The sequence below is a fragment of the Streptomyces sp. NPDC044719 genome, from assembly GCF_056433405.1.
On record NZ_JBWKHE010000012.1, the window covers coordinates 199879 to 215103 of the forward strand.

Sequence of the window (15225 nt, forward strand, 5' to 3'; positions counted from 1 at the left end):
AGCGGATCACCGTTTCGCCGTTTCGCCGTTTCACCGGATCTCGAGAATCTTCTCCCGCATCGCGTACACCACCGCCTCCATCCTGGAGTGCAGCTGCAGCTTCTCCAGGATGTTGCGCACATGGTTCTTCACGGTGTTCTCGGAGATGAACAACTCCTTGGCGATGTCACGGTTGTTCATCCCCGTCGCGACGAGTTTGAGGACTTCGAGTTCGCGGTCCGTCAGTCGCGGCGCGGGCACCAGCCGGCGCTCGTCCGTGCGCTGGATCATCGACTTGAACTCGGTGAGCAGCTTCGACGCCATGGACGGGCTGATCTGCGACTGCCCGTCGGCCACCGCGCGAATGGCGGTGGCCACCTCGTCCGTCGAGATCTCCTTGAGGAGATAGCCGGTCGCTCCCGCCTTGATGGCGTCGTAGAGATCGGCTTCCTCGTCGCTGATCGTCAGCATGATGATCTTGGCGCTGGGTGCGACTTCCTTGATGGAGGTGCACGCCTCGATCCCGCCCCGCTTGGGCATCCGCACGTCCATCAGAACGATGTCGGGCAGCAGGTCGGCGGCCTTCTCGACGGCCTCGGCGCCGTCGCCGGCCTCCCCGATGACCTGGATGTCCTCCTCGGCCGCGAGCACGATCTCCAGGCCACGGCGGAACAGGGCGTGGTCGTCCACCACAAGGACTCTGATCGGCTCCTTGCGTGGAGAGTCCGTGTCCGTGTCCGGGCCCATGCCGACGACGCCGTCGTCGGCATCCTCGTCACGCATCGGTCCGAAGCTGTCCGCCATCGTTCCTCCCCCTGAAGGCTGTGGCCTGAGGTCCTGAGCCATCGCCAACCCAGAGCAACGACCCACCGGTTGGGTCGTTGCCACCATGATTTCATGCCCGGACGGCACCGGGGCGACCGAGCGGGGCGCGCAGTGGTCGCACAGGGGTGCCCCTGGGGGCGCACACGCGCTCCAGGGGCACCTGCTCCGCTGTCACCCGGCACGGTCAGCCGCCGAGCGCACCGCCCGCATCGGGGGCGTGCACCTGCGTGACCATCGTGTCCGTGCTGAGGTGGATCACGCCGTAGTCGTAGGCGTGCCGTCGGTAGACGACACTCGGTTCCTTGGTCTCGGAGTCGACGAACAAGTAGAAGTCGTGCCCGACCAGCTCCATCTCGTAGAGAGCCTGGTCGAGGGTCATGGGCGCTGCGACGTGGGTCTTCTCGCGGACGACGATGGGGCCGTCACCCTGTACTTCCAGCGAGCCGATCTTCTTCGTGGGCACGGCCTCCGGCTCTTCCTGCGCGGTCGGCACCAGACCGTTGCCGTTGAGCGTCGCCACACCCGGGACGTGATCGGCGACCTCGGCGGCCGGGATCCGGCGCGAGCCACGACGCGAGAACCGCTTGTCGTGTTGCCTGCGCAGCCGGGCTTCCAGCTTTTCCGCCGCCAGGTCGAGCGCCGCGTACGGATCGCTCGCCGCTGCCTCCGCCCGGATCACCGGACCGCGGGAGCGGAGCGTGATCTCCACTCGGTCACAGCGGTCGGCCTGCCGGGGGTTGGGCTCCTTGGACACCTCGACGTCGAGGCTGATCACCTTGCCATCGAGCTTCTGGATCTTCTCCAGCTTCAGCTTCTCGGCCACGTGCTTCCGGAACCGCTCGGGCACCTCGGTCTTGCGGCCCTTGACGACGATGTCCACGCAGAACTCCGTTCCCGGATCACTCCGCTTCGGCGCGGAGCATCTCCCTTTTGCACCAGGTTCCGGTGAGGTCCGGAACCTCGGACACTCGGTGACTTCCACCTCCTCCCCCGTGAGCGAGATCTCCACTCCACCGTCGCGAGTGATGAAGAAAAACCCGCAGCACGGCATTCGGTTTTGAGAGGTGTGGCCTGCGGCTTTCCCTCTCAACCGAACATATCTCGCCCGGACGGATGTCGTCACCCTCTACTGCGGCGTACCTCCGTTCAGGTGAATAGGCCCTCTCGTTACCTGCAACGACGCAAGTTCTCAGTCAGTTCCGGTTTATTTCGAAAGAGTCCGGCGATGCCGCCACCACAGCCGCGCACACCACGTCAACGACTCCGCCGGCGTCGCCCGCGCCCGTGATTCCCTGCCGGGCGGGCCATCGGCCCGTCCTCTCTCCCCTTGTTCCGACGTTCTGTTCTTCTCTGCTTTCCCACGTCTCTCCCCTGTACACGGCCCCGGTCCCCGCGGCGTTCGAAACCAGCCCCGCCACCGACCGCACGGCACGCGCCGCTTCCGCCAGGGACGCCCCCGTGGTCATCACGTCGTCGACGAGGACGACCGGGCCCTCCGAGAGCAGCCGGGCACCACCGGGCACCACCGCCAGTGCGCCCGCGAGATTGTCCAGCCGCTGCCGGGAGTTGAGTCCCGACTGGTCGGCCACGGCCCGCCGCTGCCGCAGCACGCCCAGCGCCCTGGCCGGCACGCCGCTCCGCCGCAGCTCACCCGCCGCCGCGAGCGCGATCCGCCGCGCCGGATCATGCCCCCGGGCCCGCACGGCCCGCCGCCCGGACGGAACGGGCACGAGCAGCACAGGCGCCCCGCTGCCCCGCGCCCCCGCTCCTCCGGCCCTGGGCCCGATCCGCGCTCGTGGAAGCCCCGCCCGCACTGCTCCCGCCAGAGCAGCCCCGAGGGGACCGGCGAGCACCAGAGCACCCCGTTCCTTGTGGGCCAGCAGCGTCGCCCGGACCTCGTCCGCGTACCGTGCCGCCGCGTGCACCACCGGCAGCCCCGGTGGCTCAGGCACCGGCCGCACCCGATGCGCCACGGCTCCGCTCAGCACCGCACGGCACTTCGCGCACAGCACCGTGCGAGGCGCCCCGCAGCCGCCGCACTCGCCCGGAAGCACCAGGTCGGTGAGGTCCTGCCACCACCCCCGCATGGCCACCACTGTGCCAACGGCGAGGACCCCCCGCCACCCCTGTGGATAACTCCCTGTGGACAACGCACGGGGCCGGGCCGACGGCCCGCTCTCACCGGCCCCCGCCAGGACACCTCACGCCCCTACCGGGACGCCTCGCACCCCCACCGGGACGCCCCACATCCCTACCAGGACGCCTCGCACCCCCACCGGGACGCCCCACATCCCTACCAGGACACCTCACGCCCCCACCGGGACGCCGCCTCACCCCGGATAGACCGGCGCCGTCCCCTCCGTCACCTTCTGCCACTGCGCGCCCGACGGCAGCCGGACGATCCCGTCCACCGAGTACGCCACCAGCGGCAGCCGGTCGTCCTCGGCGGCGGTGACCTCCTTGACGCCGGTCAGCGCCGCGGGCGCCGGCACGTCCGGTGTGGAGCCGTCGACCTGGACGTACCGCATCTGCTCCACGCCCCCGTGCTCGCGCCCGACCACCACGAGCCGGCTGTCCCCGGCCCACGACATGGCCGTGACCTCCTCCAGCTCCGGCGTCGCGGAGCGAAGTTCGACCACTCTGACGGCTGGCTTCTCGCCCGGCTTCTCCTCCCGCTCGATCAGCCCGATGAGCAGGGTCTTCTTGCCGCCCTTCTCCACGACGAGCGCGATCCGCACCCCGTCGGCGGCCACCCGCACGGACTGGATCCGCCCGTCCAGGTGGGGTGTGCGGACCTCCAGCGGATCGCCCTTGCCCTCCTCGAACAGAAGCAGCCGGGGATCGTCCGGGTCACGGTCGGCCACCCACAGGCCGTCGTCCGCGTCCCAGCTGGGCGTCGTCAGCCGGTCCTCCTCGGTCCGGCCGTGGCTGCGCAGCAGCGGCTCGCCCAGCGAACCGCCCGAGACCAGCGACCCCACGTACAGGGACCTGCCGTCGAGGCCGACACCGGCCGCGGTGTGCTCGTCCCGCGACACCGCCACCGACCGGAGCGCCGTGTCACCCTCGCCCAGCGCCCCCGGCGCCGTGTCCGGCTTGGTGTCGCTGCTGCCCGCTGGGATCCGTACGAGCCGGTCCTTGGCGTCGACGAAGTACAGGTAGTCGGGGTGGCGCGCCGTGGTCCGGAAGGCCGCCGCGTCGGCCGCTTCCTGCGTGAGCGAGCACAGCTCCGCCCCGCCGGCCCGCAGCTCCACCTCGTCCACCGCCGGGCTGAGGTTCCGCAGCGTGAACAGCATCTGGGCGGCCATCTCCTGGCACCGGTTGGTGCCGATGCCCGCGGCCCTACCGTTGAGCGGGACCGTGAGCTTGTTCCGCTCGTCGGGCGTCAGCGCGCCGGCGTCCTTGGCCAGCGCCGTACCCGTGGGCACGCTCGACCTGACCACGGGACCCAGCCACCGCGTGGGCCCGTTGAGCAGGGAGCGCACCATCTGCGTCATGGGCTGCACGCGCCGGCGGACGTAGACGGGGTCGGCGACCGCCGTGGGCTGCGTGTTCGCCCCGGCCGCCATGGTGTTCGAGGCGAAGTAGTACTTGTTGACGGACATGTAGTTGCGCTGGAAGTCCGACTGGCCCATGAGGACGCCCTGGGGCAGCACGTCGATCCGCCACTGCCCGCTCTTCTCGTCCTGCGTCAGGTGCACGGTCCTGGCGTAGGCCCCGGTCGCCGGCGCGTACGACTGCTGCGCGTCGACCGTGGCCACCTTGGTGCCGGTCAGCGTGTACGAGATCTCGCCGGTGTCCTCCCGGCCGCCCGCGCCCTCGGCCTTGGCCCCCGGCCCGTCCGTGAGCACCGTGGTGGACAGCTCCGGCCGCCAGGTCTTCGCGGCGTCGCCGGTCAGGTACTGGCGCGCGGTCTTGTAGTGCGGATCGTCGCTGGTGAGCGCCTCCAGGAAACCCTGAACGATCTCCGAGGGCGGTGCGTCCTCCCCCGGCGGCACGGCGAACACCCGCACCTGGGTGTCCTGGCGAGGTGTGGACTCCACGCCCCGCAGATCCCCGCTGTCCGGCATCGAGGCACACCCCGCCAGCACCAGCACGCCACCGGCGGCGTACGCCATCACGCGCGCGGACGTACGCCGACCGCGCCCCTCGCGGTCAGCGCCCACGAGATGCCTCCCCTTGCCTGTCCACGTCTCCCGGCTCGGCTTCCCTGCCCGAGCCCGCAGAGCCGTTGTCCTTGTCCCGCGGCCCGCTCACGACCGATTCCCGGGCCGCCCCCGCAGGACCACTGCCGGCCATGTCACCAGCCGCTCCGGCCGGATCGCCCACATCCTGGCCGTGAGCCGCCCCCGCCGTACCACCCACACCGCCGGTGCCGACCGGGCCCGCCGGGCCCTCCGCACCCCCACCGCGAGCCGACTGCTCCGATGCCTTCGAATCGTCCGGCGGCCGCGTGCCCGAGGCGGGCCGCGGCACCACGCGCGCGCCGTTACCGGGCAGCGCCGTCGGATCGGCCGTAGGAGCCACCGTGGCCGCCCGCGGCGGTATCGGGTTCCGCGCCGGTCCAGGCGGCACCGGACCGCTCGCCGGCTGCGCCGGTACGGTCGCCCGCTTCTCGCCGTCCCCGCCACCGCACGGCAGACCCGCGTCGTCGAGCCCCCGGTTGCGCCGTGAGTCCTTGGGCTCCAGCGGTATCGGGGAACCCCGCAGCGGCTCGTCGGCGGTCCTGGGCAGCGTCAGCCGGAACTGCGAGCCGCCGCCCGGCTCACCCCATGCCTGCAGCCAGCCGCCGTGCAGCCGCGCGTCCTCCAGGGCGATGGACAGCCCCAGGCCCGTACCACCCGTGGTACGCGCGCGTGCCGGGTCGGCCCGCCAGAAGCGGCTGAACACCCTGGTCGCCTCACCCGGCTTCAGCCCGACCCCGTAGTCCCGCACCGCGACGGCGACCGCGCCGCCTGCCGCGGCGAGCTTGACGACGACGTCCCTGCCCTCACCGTGCTCCACGGCGTTCACGACGAGGTTGCGCAGCACGCGCTCCACGCGCCGGGCGTCGGCCTCGGCGACGACGGGCTGCTGGTCCCCGGACACCCGGATCTGCGTGCCCTTGCGCTCCGCGAGCGGCTCGGCCCCGCTGACCACCCGCCGCACGACCTCCCTGAGATCTATCGGCTCCGCCTCCAGCGCGGCGGCACCGGCGTCGAAACGGCTGATCTCCAGCAGGTCCGCGAGCAGCGACTCGAACCGGTCCAGCTGGTCGGCGAGCAGCTCCGCCGACCGCGCGGTGATCGGGTCGAAGTCCTCCCGCGCCTCATGGATGACGTCCGCCGCCATCCGTACGGTCGTCAGCGGCGTCCGCAGCTCGTGCGACACGTCCGACACGAACCGGCGCTGCATCCGCGACAGGTCCTCCAGCTGGCTGATCTTGAGCTGGAGGTTCTGCGCCATCTTGTTGAAGGCCTCACCGAGCCGCGCGATGTCGTCCTCGCCGGTGACCTTCATACGCTCCTGGAGCCGCCCGGCCGACAGCCGCTCGGCGATCCCCGCCGCCATCCGCACCGGCGTGACGACCTGGCGCACCACGAGCCAGGCGATGGCCCCGAGCAGCACCACGACGAACAACCCGGCGGTCGCCAGAGTCCCCTTGACCAGGCTCAGCGACTTCTCCTCCTGGGTGAGCGGGAAGAGGTAGTAGAGCTGGTAGGGATCGCCGTTCGGGTCGTTGACCTGCTTGCCGATGACCAGGGCGGGCTGGGAGTCCTTGGTGTCGTTGTTGTAGATGACCCGGCTGTAGCTCTGCGCGGCCGCCGTACTGCTGCCGATCCGCTCCCGCAGCGCCGCGGGCACACTCTTGCTCCAGTCCACCTCACCGGAGGCACGCGGACCGCGCCCGCCGGCACCGTCGGCGTCGGAAGCCGGAAGCGTGACCACGTCAAAAGCGCCCTGCCCACCACTGGACAGCGAGGACACGAGATCACTCATCCACTGGATGACGTTCTGCGCGGGACGGCCGTCCGCCGTGGCGACATCGTCGCCGGTCCCGCTCGCCGCCTCGTCGGCCCGCTGCTTGGCCACGGCGAACCCGCCGGTGGCCTGGCTCTGGGAAGCCTTCACCTTCGCGTCCAGCAGGCCGTTGCGCACCTGCCCGATGACGACGAAGCCCAGCAGCAGCACCACGCCGAGCGACATCAGCAGTGTCGTGACGACGACCTTGAGCTGGATGTTGCGCCGCCACAGCCGCATGACCGGCAGCAGTGGCCGGCGCACCCACCGCATGAACAGGCGGATGACCGGACTGCCCTGAACCCCGCCCTGGAGCAGCAGTCCGCTCTCCAGGAACCGTCCCCAGCGGGAACCCGCCCTCTTCCGCCCGACAGGCCGCCCCGGGCGGGCCCCGGACCGTCCGGGCGCCGAAGCGGCACTGTCGCCGGACATGTCAGCTCGGTCCTGCCTTGTACCCGACACCACGGACGGTCACCACGATCTCCGGCTTCTCCGGGTCCTTCTCGACCTTGGAGCGCAGCCGCTGCACATGCACGTTGACCAGCCGCGTGTCCGCCGCGTGCCGGTAGCCCCACACCTGCTCCAGCAGCACCTCGCGCGTGAACACCTGCCACGGCTTGCGCGCGAGCGCGACCAGCAGGTCGAACTCCAGCGGCGTCAGCGCGATCGACTGCCCGTCCCGCTTCACGGAGTGCCCGGCCACATCGATGACCAGGTCACCGATGGCGAGCTGCTCCGGAGCGGGCTCCTCCGACCTCCGCAGCCGCGCCCGGATCCGGGCGACCAGCTCCTTCGGCTTGAACGGCTTCACGATGTAGTCGTCGGCACCCGACTCCAGGCCCACCACGACGTCGACCGTGTCGCTCTTCGCCGTGAGCATCACGATCGGCACCCCGGACTCCGCCCTGATCAGACGGCACACCTCGATGCCGTCCCGACCGGGCAGCATCAGGTCCAGCAGCACCAGATCGGGCTTGGCCTCACGGAAAGCGGCCAGCGCCTTGTCACCGTCGGCAACGAAAGACGGCTCAAAACCCTCACCACGCAGCACGATGCCGAGCATCTCGGCCAGTGCGGTGTCGTCGTCGACGACAAGGACTCGTCCCTTCATAAACGACATCATCCCATTCTCATAACAGTGGCGAAGGCAGTGGTGAGGTAGGTCACCGGCCAGTGACCATAGTCGCAGCAAGCGCTACTGTCTGCCCTCGCCGGCCCACAGTTGATCTCGACGACGCCCGTCGGCCCGGGCCCGGGCACACGGGCGAGGGACGCGGCTGCCGGAGCCCACCCGCCCCGCACACACCGCGGCAGCCGTACGGCTCAGCCCGCCGTCACCCTGGGCGACCGCGCGCACACCTCGGCCAGCGCCTCAGCCGTCACCGGCGACACCACACCCTCCTCCGTGACGATCGCCGTCACCAGCTCGGCCGGGGTCACGTCGAACGCCGGGTTGTACGCCTGCGTCCCCAGCGGCGCCACGGGAATGCCACCCCCCGCCTCCGGCGCACCGGCCACCGGCACCTGCGGCGCCACCACCTCGGTCACCTCGTGACCGGGACGCTGCTCGACCTCGATGGACGCCCCGTCCGGGGTGTCCGGATCCACCGTCGTCACCGGCGCCACCACGATGAACGGCACATGGTGGTACCGCGCCAGCACCGCCAGCGGATAGCTCCCCACCTTGTTCGCGACCGACCCGTCCGCCGTGATGCGGTCCGCCCCGATCAGCACCGCGTCCACCTCCCCGGCGGCGAACAGCGACCCCGCCGCGTTGTCGGTGAGCAGCGTGTACGCCATCCCGCTGCGCGCCGCCTCGTACGCCGTCAGGCGAGCGCCCTGCAGCAACGGACGCGTCTCGTCCACCCACAGCCGCCGCAGCCTGCCCAACCGGTGCGCCGCGAGTGCCACCGCGAACGCCGTCCCCTCCCCGCCCGACACCAGCGAACCGGTGTTGCAGTGGGTGAGGATCCGGTGCCCGCCGCCGGGCAGCAGCTCGTCCAGCAGCGTCAGCCCGTGCTCGGCCATCCGCGCACTGGCCTCGGCATCCTCCCGGTGCAACTGCCGCGCCGCGGCCAGCGCCGCCGAGGCCGCCTGCCTGACATCACCGCCCTTGGCGAGCGCCGCCTCATGGGCCGACTGCGCCCGGCGCACACCGAGGGCCAGGTTCACCGCGGTCGGCCGGGCAGTCGCCAGCGCCTCCGCGGCCTCGTCCACGTCGAAGCCCCGCACGGCGGCGAGCGCGACACCGTAGGCCCCCGCGATACCGAGCAGCGGCGCCCCGCGCACGGCCAGCGAGCGGATCGCCTCCACCAGCGCGGGCGCGTCCGTACAGACCAGCTCGACCTCCTCGGCCGGCAGCCTCGTCTGGTCGAGAAGGACCAGAACGGGCCCTTCCGGTGGCTCCTCCCAACGGATCGCGGAGATCTCGGTCGGCCGCTTGTCGTCGCCGCTGTACGCGTACTGATCAGCCATGCGGTCAGTCTGCCCCCAATCGAGCGGACAATTGAAGGTACGCAGCCCATACCGCGGCCGGTCATTCCAAGACCACCCCATGGCACGATGGCTGCCAACCTGCCGCCGCGACCGCGGACGGGCACCGTGAAGGAGCGACGATGAACGACACTCCGGGCTGGGCCTCGCCCGGATCCGCCCCGTCCGACGGGCAGAAGCCGGACCAGTCCGGCCCTGCCGAGCCCACCGACCGCCCCGGCCCCGCACAGCCCGCGGACCAGCCCGGCCAAGCGGCCCAGCCGGGCCAGGCCCCGCAGGGCCCCGGCCCGCAGTGGTCCAAGGACCAGCCGCCACCCGCCCAGTGGTCCGCCCCCAGCGGCCCGACCGTCCCCGGCCAGGCGCCCCCGCCCCCGCCACCCGGCCCGGGCTGGGGCACCCAGCCCCCCGGCGGCCACGGCCCGGCCGGATACGGCACCGGCGGCCCCACAGGCCCCGGCGGATACGGCGGCTACGGAGCCCCCGGCAGCCCCGGTAGCCCCGGCCCCTACGGCGGCTGGGGAAGCGGCTGGGGCGGCCCCCCGCCCGCCGCCAAGCCCGGCGTCATCCCGCTTCGCCCGCTCGGCGTGGGCGAGATCCTCGACGGCGCCGTCTCCACCATGCGCACCTACTGGCGCACGGTCCTCGGCATCTCCCTGACCGTCGCGGTCCTCACCGAGATCATCGTCGTCCTGTTCCAGGGCCTCGTCCTGGACAACTCCAGCACCGAAGCCCTCAACGACCCGAGCGCCACCCTCAGCGAGCTGAGCCGCGCCATGAGCGACGCCCTGCTCAACTCCAGCGTCGTCTTCGTGATCTCCCTGGTCGGCACCGTCATCGCGACCGCACTGCTCACCACCGTCACCAGCCGCGCCGTACTCGGCAAGCCGGTGACCATCGGCGAGGCCTGGCGGGACGCCCGCCCTCAGGTCGTCAAACTGTTCGGCCTCATCTGCCTGCTGCTGCTCATCACCGCCGGCATCGTCACCGTGGGCACCCTGCCCGGCATTCTCATCACCGCCTCCGGGAGCACTGGGCCAGGCGTCGCCCTCACCGTCCTGGGCGTCATCGGCGCCGGCATCGTCGCCCTCTGGCTGATGATCCGCTTCTCCCTGGCCTCGCCCGCCCTGATGCTGGAGAAGCAGGGCATCAAGAAGGCCATGAGCCGCTCCGCGAAGCTGGTCCAGGGCACCTGGTGGCGGATCTTCGGCATCCAGCTGCTCGCCACGATCATCGCGAACGTCGTCGCCTCGATCATCGTCATCCCCTTCACCTTCCTCGCCGCGGCCCTCAGCGGCGACGGCGTGACCGGCTGGCTCAACAGCGGCGGCGCCGGCCTCGGCTGGACCTTCCTCATCATCAGCGGCATCGGCGCGGTGATCGGCTCCATGATCACCTTCCCGATCACCGCCGGCGTCACCGTGCTCCTCTACATCGACCAGCGCATCCGCCGCGAGGCCCTCGACCTCGAACTGGCCCGCGCCGCAGGCGTCCAGGGCTACGGCCCCAACGCCCCCGGCACCACCCCGGGGAGCTGATGCCGTGAGCTGGGCGGGGGAACCTCTCACAACGGCACTGCCACGCACCGCCATACGGACACTGCTACGCGCCGGCGACACCGCCGTACTGTCGTCGGCGCGCTCCACCGACGAGCCGCCCCTCACCACCCCACGCGACCCAGCGCGCGAGGCGGCCCAACGCGAGCTGTCCAAGCGGATGTACCACGAGAACGACCCCAGCCTGTTCCAGCGCGCCCTCGACGCCTTCTGGGACTGGCTCGGCAAACTGTTCAACGCAGCCTCGTCCGCGACCCCCGGCGGCACACTCGGCCTGGTCGTCATCATCCTGGCCGTCATCGCGGTCCTGGGCACCCTGTGGTGGCGCCTCGGCACCCCGCGCCGCCAACCCACCTCGTCCGCCGCCCTGTTCGACGACCGCCCCCGCAGCGCCGCCGACCACCGCGCCGCCGCCGAGGCACACGCCGCCCAAGGCCACTGGAACCAGGCCGTCCAGGAACGCATGCGGGCCCTCGTCCGCGCCCTGGAGGAACGCGCACTCCTCGACGTCCGCCCCGGCCGCACCGCCGACGAGGCCGCCGCCGAAGCGGGCCGGGCCCTGCCCGCCCACACCGACCGACTGCGCGCCGCCGCCCGGGACTTCGACGACGTGACGTACGGCGGCCGCTCGGCGACCGAGCAGTCGTACCACCGCATCGCCGAACTCGACCGCGACCTGGAACGCACCAAGCCCCAGCTCGCCACGAGCAGCGCCCAGAGCACGGCCCCCCACACCCGCCAGGGAGCCGACGAATGACCACCGAGGCCACGCTCCCGTCCACCTCGGCCTCGCCCACCGCCCGCCAGGTGTGGACCCGCGCGCGCGGTATCGCGCTGGCCCTCGTGCTGCTCGTCGCGGGAGCCATCGCCATCGCCGTGATCCGCTCCGACGCCCGGCACGGCGAACTCGACCCGCGCTCGGTCGACCCCAACGGCAGCCGCGCCGTCGCGGAACTCCTCGCCGACCGTGGCGTGGACACCCGTGTGGTGACCACCCTGGACGAGGCGGCCGCCGCATCGGGCCCGGACACGACCCTCCTGGTCGCGGTCCCCGACCTGCTGACCCGAAGTCAGCAGTCCCGCCTGCACGACTCGTTCGCCGGCTCCGGTGGCCGAACCGTCCTGGTCGCCTCCGGCAGCGCCTCCGTCGAACGGCTCGCCCCCGGCGTCACCGCCGACCCCGCCACCAGCCTCGACTCGACTCTCGCCCCCGACTGCGACCTGCCCGCCGCCCAGCGCGCGGGCACCGCCGACACAGGCGGCGTTCGCTACACCACCACCCACCTCGACGCCGAACAGTGCTACCCCAGCGAGCGCCTGGCCACCCTGCTGCGCATCCCGGACACCACCGGGAACGGCGACACCGTCGCCCTCGGCGCACCCGACATCCTCCTCAACGACCGCCTCGACCAGCAGGGCAACGCCTCGCTCGCCCTCCAGCTCCTCGGCTCCCGCCCCCATCTGGTCTGGTACCTCCCCTCGCTCTCCGACACGTCGGCCACCGGCGCCGACGACGAACGCGGCTTCTTCGACCTGCTCCCCTCGGGCTGGCTCTGGGGCACCCTGCAACTCTTCATCGCCGCAGCCCTGGCCGCCCTCTGGAGGGCACGCCGACTCGGCCCCCTCGTGCCCGAAAAACTCCCCGTCGCGATCCGCGCCTCCGAGACCGCCGAAGGCCGCGCCCGCCTCTACCGCAAGGCCGACGCCCGCGACCGCGCGGCAAACGCTCTTCGCTCCACGACCCGCACCCGCCTCGCCCCCCTCACAGGCATCCCGGTCACCCAGGCGCACTCGCCCGAGGCCCTGCTCCCCGCCCTGTCCGCCCACCTCCACGGCGACGGACAGGACCTGCACGCACTCCTCTTCGGACCACCGCCCAGCGACGACGCAGCACTCATCGCACTCGCCGACCGACTCGACGCCCTCGAAAGAGAGGTACGCCGTCCATGATGGACCCGACCACTGACAACGCCGGGCAGACCGGGGACCCGGGCACCGCCCGAGCCGCCCTGGAGGCCCTGCGCGCCGAGATCGCCAAGGCCGTGGTCGGCCAGGACCCCGCCGTGACCGGCCTCGTCGTCGCCCTGCTCTGCCGCGGCCACGTCCTCCTCGAAGGCGTCCCCGGCGTCGCCAAGACCCTCCTGGTCCGCGCCCTCGCCTCGGCCCTCGAACTCGACACCAAACGCGTCCAGTTCACCCCCGACCTCATGCCGAGCGACGTGACCGGCTCCCTGGTCTACGACACCCGCAGCGCCGAGTTCTCCTTCCAGCCCGGCCCCGTCTTCACCAACCTCCTCCTCGCCGACGAGATCAACCGCACTCCCCCCAAGACCCAGTCGTCCCTCCTCGAAGCCATGGAGGAACGCCAGGTCACGGTCGACGGCACCCCCCGCCCCCTCCCCGACCCGTTCCTGGTCGCAGCGACCCAGAACCCGGTCGAGTACGAGGGCACCTACCCCCTCCCGGAAGCCCAGCTGGACCGCTTCCTCCTCAAACTCACCATCCCCCTCCCCTCCCGCCGGGACGAGATCGACGTCCTCACCCGCCACGCCGAAGGCTTCAACCCGCGTGACCTGCACGCCGCCGGCGTACGCCCCGTAGCGGGCCCCGCCGACCTGGAAGCAGCCCGCGCGGCGGTCGCCAAGACGACCATCTCCCCAGAGATCACCGGCTACGTCGTCGACATCTGCCGCGCCACCCGCGAGTCGCCGTCCCTCACCCTCGGTGTCTCCCCCCGAGGCGCCACGGCCCTCCTGGCCACGGCCCGCGCCTGGGCCTGGCTGACCGGCCGCGACTACGTCATCCCGGACGACGTGAAGGCCTTGGCCCTCCCCACCCTCCGCCACCGCGTACAACTCCGCCCGGAGGCCGAAATGGAAGGCGTGACAGCCGACTCGGTCATCAACGCGATCCTCACCCACGTCCCCGTCCCCCGCTGATGGCACTCACCGGACGCGCCGCCCTCCTCGCGGCCCTGGGCTCCCTCCCCGTCGGCATCTGGGAACCCAGCTGGACGGGCATCCTGGCTGTGAACGCACCCCTGGCCGTGGCCTGCGCCTGCGACTTCGCTCTCGCCGCGCCCGTACGACGCCTGACCCTGACCCGCTCCGGCGACACCTCGGTACGCCTGGGAGACACAGCGGACGTCACTCTCACGATCACCAACTCGTCCCGCCGCCCACTGCGCGCCCACCTGCGCGACGCCTGGCCCCCCAGCAGCTGGCGGCCAGGCACGGAAACGACGGCCTCCCGCCACCGTCTCACCGTCCCCGCAGGGGAACGCCGCCGCGTGACGACCCGTCTCCGCCCCACTCGCCGAGGCGACCGCCAAGCCGACCGGGTCACCATCCGTTCCTACGGCCCCCTCGGCCTCTTCTCCCGCCAAGGCACCCACAGGGTTCCTTGGACGGTTCGCGTCCTGCCTCCGTTCACCAGTCGCAAGCACCTGCCCTCAAAACTGGCCCGCCTCCGCGAACTGGACGGCCGCACCAGCGTGCTCACCCGCGGCGAAGGCACCGAATTCGACAGCCTCCGCGAGTACGTCCCCGGCGACGACACCCGTTCTATCGACTGGCGCGCGACAGCCCGCCAGTCCACGGTCGCCGTACGCACCTGGCGCCCCGAACGCGACCGGCACATCCTCCTGGTCCTCGACACCGGTCGCACCTCTGCAGGCCGCGTGGGCGACGTGCCCCGCCTCGACGCCTCCATGGACGCGGCCCTTCTGCTCGGCGCCCTCGCGTCCCGAGCACGCGACCGCGTCGACCTCCTCGCCTACGACCGCAGGGTCCGCGCCCTGGTCCAGGGCCGCACCGCAGGCGACGTCCTTCCGTCCCTGGTCAACGCGATGGCCACGCTGGAGCCGGAGCTCGTGGAAACGGACGCCCGAGGCCTCACCGCTACCGCCCTCCGAACGTCTCCCCGCCGCTCCCTGATCGTCCTGCTCACCACTCTGGACACGGCCCCCATCGAAGAAGGCCTGCTCCCGGTTCTCACTCAGCTCACCCAGCGCCACACAGTCCTACTGGCATCGGTGGCAGACCCGCACATCACCGAGATGGCCAAGGCACGCGGAAACACCGACGCCGTCTACGAGGCCGCAGCGGCAGCCCAGGCCCAGTCCGAACGCCACCGCACGGCAGAACAACTCCGCCGTCACGGCGTCACAGTCGTGGACGCGACACCGGACGACCTGGCGCCGGCATTGGCAGATGCATACTTGGCGTTGAAGGCGGCCGGACGCCTATGAAATTCAGGGCAGGGCCCCACGGGGCCCTGCCCTGAACGCAGAAAACCCCGTGCCGAATGGCACGGGGTTTTCTTCAATATTTGTTCGGCGGCGTCCTACTCTCCCACAGGGTCCCCCCTGCAGTACCAT

Annotated in this window: 12 protein-coding genes; 5 read left to right on the top strand and 7 right to left on the bottom strand. The window is 71.6% G+C overall.

Annotated elements, in window-relative coordinates:
* Positions 1-30: 30 nt before the first annotated feature.
* From AC07DF_RS38035 to mtnA, 7 genes are all read right to left on the bottom strand, one after another.
* Positions 31-783, bottom strand: coding sequence for a response regulator (locus AC07DF_RS38035; protein WP_478981541.1), 753 nt, complete (start codon positions 781-783; stop codon positions 31-33).
* A 205-nt stretch (positions 784-988) separates the two neighbouring features.
* Positions 989-1684, bottom strand: a complete 696-nt coding sequence (gene hpf / locus AC07DF_RS38040) for a ribosome hibernation-promoting factor, HPF/YfiA family (RefSeq protein WP_399025608.1) — start codon at positions 1682-1684, stop codon at positions 989-991.
* A 313-nt stretch (positions 1685-1997) separates the two neighbouring features.
* On the bottom strand, positions 1998-2891 hold the full coding sequence (locus AC07DF_RS38045) for a ComF family protein (RefSeq protein ID WP_478981544.1): 894 nt from the start codon (positions 2889-2891) through the stop codon (positions 1998-2000).
* Positions 2892-3134: 243 nt separating this feature from the next.
* A complete protein-coding gene (locus tag AC07DF_RS38050) occupies positions 3135-4967 on the bottom strand; it encodes an LpqB family beta-propeller domain-containing protein (protein ID WP_478981546.1) in 1833 nt (610 codons plus the stop codon).
* The gene (mtrB, locus tag AC07DF_RS38055; RefSeq protein WP_478981548.1) at positions 4957-7233 is read right to left on the bottom strand and encodes an MtrAB system histidine kinase MtrB; all 2277 of its coding nucleotides are present in this window, start codon (positions 7231-7233) and stop codon (positions 4957-4959) included. Before mtrB ends, AC07DF_RS38050 begins: the two co-directional genes overlap by 11 nt.
* A gap of 1 nt (position 7234) precedes the next feature.
* A complete protein-coding gene (gene mtrA / locus AC07DF_RS38060; protein WP_009188938.1) occupies positions 7235-7924 on the bottom strand; it encodes a two-component system response regulator MtrA in 690 nt (229 codons plus the stop codon).
* Positions 7925-8124: 200 nt separating this feature from the next.
* Complete coding sequence (mtnA, locus tag AC07DF_RS38065) at positions 8125-9276, bottom strand: S-methyl-5-thioribose-1-phosphate isomerase (protein WP_478981551.1); 1152 nt, start codon at positions 9274-9276, stop codon at positions 8125-8127.
* Positions 9277-9416: 140 nt separating this feature from the next.
* On the opposite strand from mtnA, the gene AC07DF_RS38070 reads away from it, so the two are divergent.
* Genes AC07DF_RS38070 through AC07DF_RS38090 form a run of 5 tightly spaced genes read left to right on the top strand, consistent with a single transcriptional unit; the run spans position 9417 to position 15096 of the window.
* On the top strand, positions 9417-10829 hold the full coding sequence (locus tag AC07DF_RS38070) for a DUF7847 domain-containing protein (protein ID WP_478981553.1): 1413 nt from the start codon (positions 9417-9419) through the stop codon (positions 10827-10829).
* 4 nt (positions 10830-10833) lie between these two features.
* Positions 10834-11604 carry a DUF4129 domain-containing protein gene (locus AC07DF_RS38075; RefSeq protein ID WP_478981555.1) on the top strand — a complete coding sequence of 257 codons (771 nt, stop codon included), beginning with the start codon at positions 10834-10836 and terminating at the stop codon, positions 11602-11604.
* Positions 11601-12797: a DUF4350 domain-containing protein gene (locus AC07DF_RS38080; protein ID WP_478981557.1), complete on the top strand. Its 1197-nt coding sequence runs from the start codon at positions 11601-11603 to the stop codon at positions 12795-12797. The genes AC07DF_RS38075 and AC07DF_RS38080 overlap by 4 nt, the downstream gene beginning before the upstream one ends.
* On the top strand, positions 12797-13786 hold the full coding sequence (locus AC07DF_RS38085) for an AAA family ATPase (RefSeq protein ID WP_478981577.1): 990 nt from the start codon (positions 12797-12799) through the stop codon (positions 13784-13786). The genes AC07DF_RS38080 and AC07DF_RS38085 overlap by 1 nt, the downstream gene beginning before the upstream one ends.
* Positions 13786-15096, top strand: a complete 1311-nt coding sequence (locus AC07DF_RS38090; protein ID WP_478981559.1) for a DUF58 domain-containing protein — start codon at positions 13786-13788, stop codon at positions 15094-15096. The genes AC07DF_RS38085 and AC07DF_RS38090 overlap by 1 nt, the downstream gene beginning before the upstream one ends.
* Positions 15097-15225 lie beyond the last annotated feature (129 nt).

Excerpts from the sequence above, each read along its gene's own strand:
- AC07DF_RS38090 (WP_478981559.1), top strand. The coding sequence starts at position 13,786 with ATGGCACTCACCGGACGCGCCGCCCTCCTCGCGGCCCTGGGCTCCCTC.
- AC07DF_RS38035 (WP_478981541.1), bottom strand. The coding sequence starts at position 783 with ATGGCGGACAGCTTCGGACCGATGCGTGACGAGGATGCCGACGACGGC.
- AC07DF_RS38045 (WP_478981544.1), bottom strand. The coding sequence starts at position 2,891 with ATGCGGGGGTGGTGGCAGGACCTCACCGACCTGGTGCTTCCGGGCGAG.
- AC07DF_RS38080 (WP_478981557.1), top strand. The coding sequence starts at position 11,601 with ATGACCACCGAGGCCACGCTCCCGTCCACCTCGGCCTCGCCCACCGCC.
- AC07DF_RS38085 (WP_478981577.1), top strand. The coding sequence starts at position 12,797 with ATGGACCCGACCACTGACAACGCCGGGCAGACCGGGGACCCGGGCACC.
- mtrB (WP_478981548.1), bottom strand. The coding sequence starts at position 7,233 with ATGTCCGGCGACAGTGCCGCTTCGGCGCCCGGACGGTCCGGGGCCCGC.
- mtrA (WP_009188938.1), bottom strand. The coding sequence starts at position 7,924 with ATGATGTCGTTTATGAAGGGACGAGTCCTTGTCGTCGACGACGACACC.
- AC07DF_RS38070 (WP_478981553.1), top strand. The coding sequence starts at position 9,417 with ATGAACGACACTCCGGGCTGGGCCTCGCCCGGATCCGCCCCGTCCGAC.
- mtnA (WP_478981551.1), bottom strand. The coding sequence starts at position 9,276 with ATGGCTGATCAGTACGCGTACAGCGGCGACGACAAGCGGCCGACCGAG.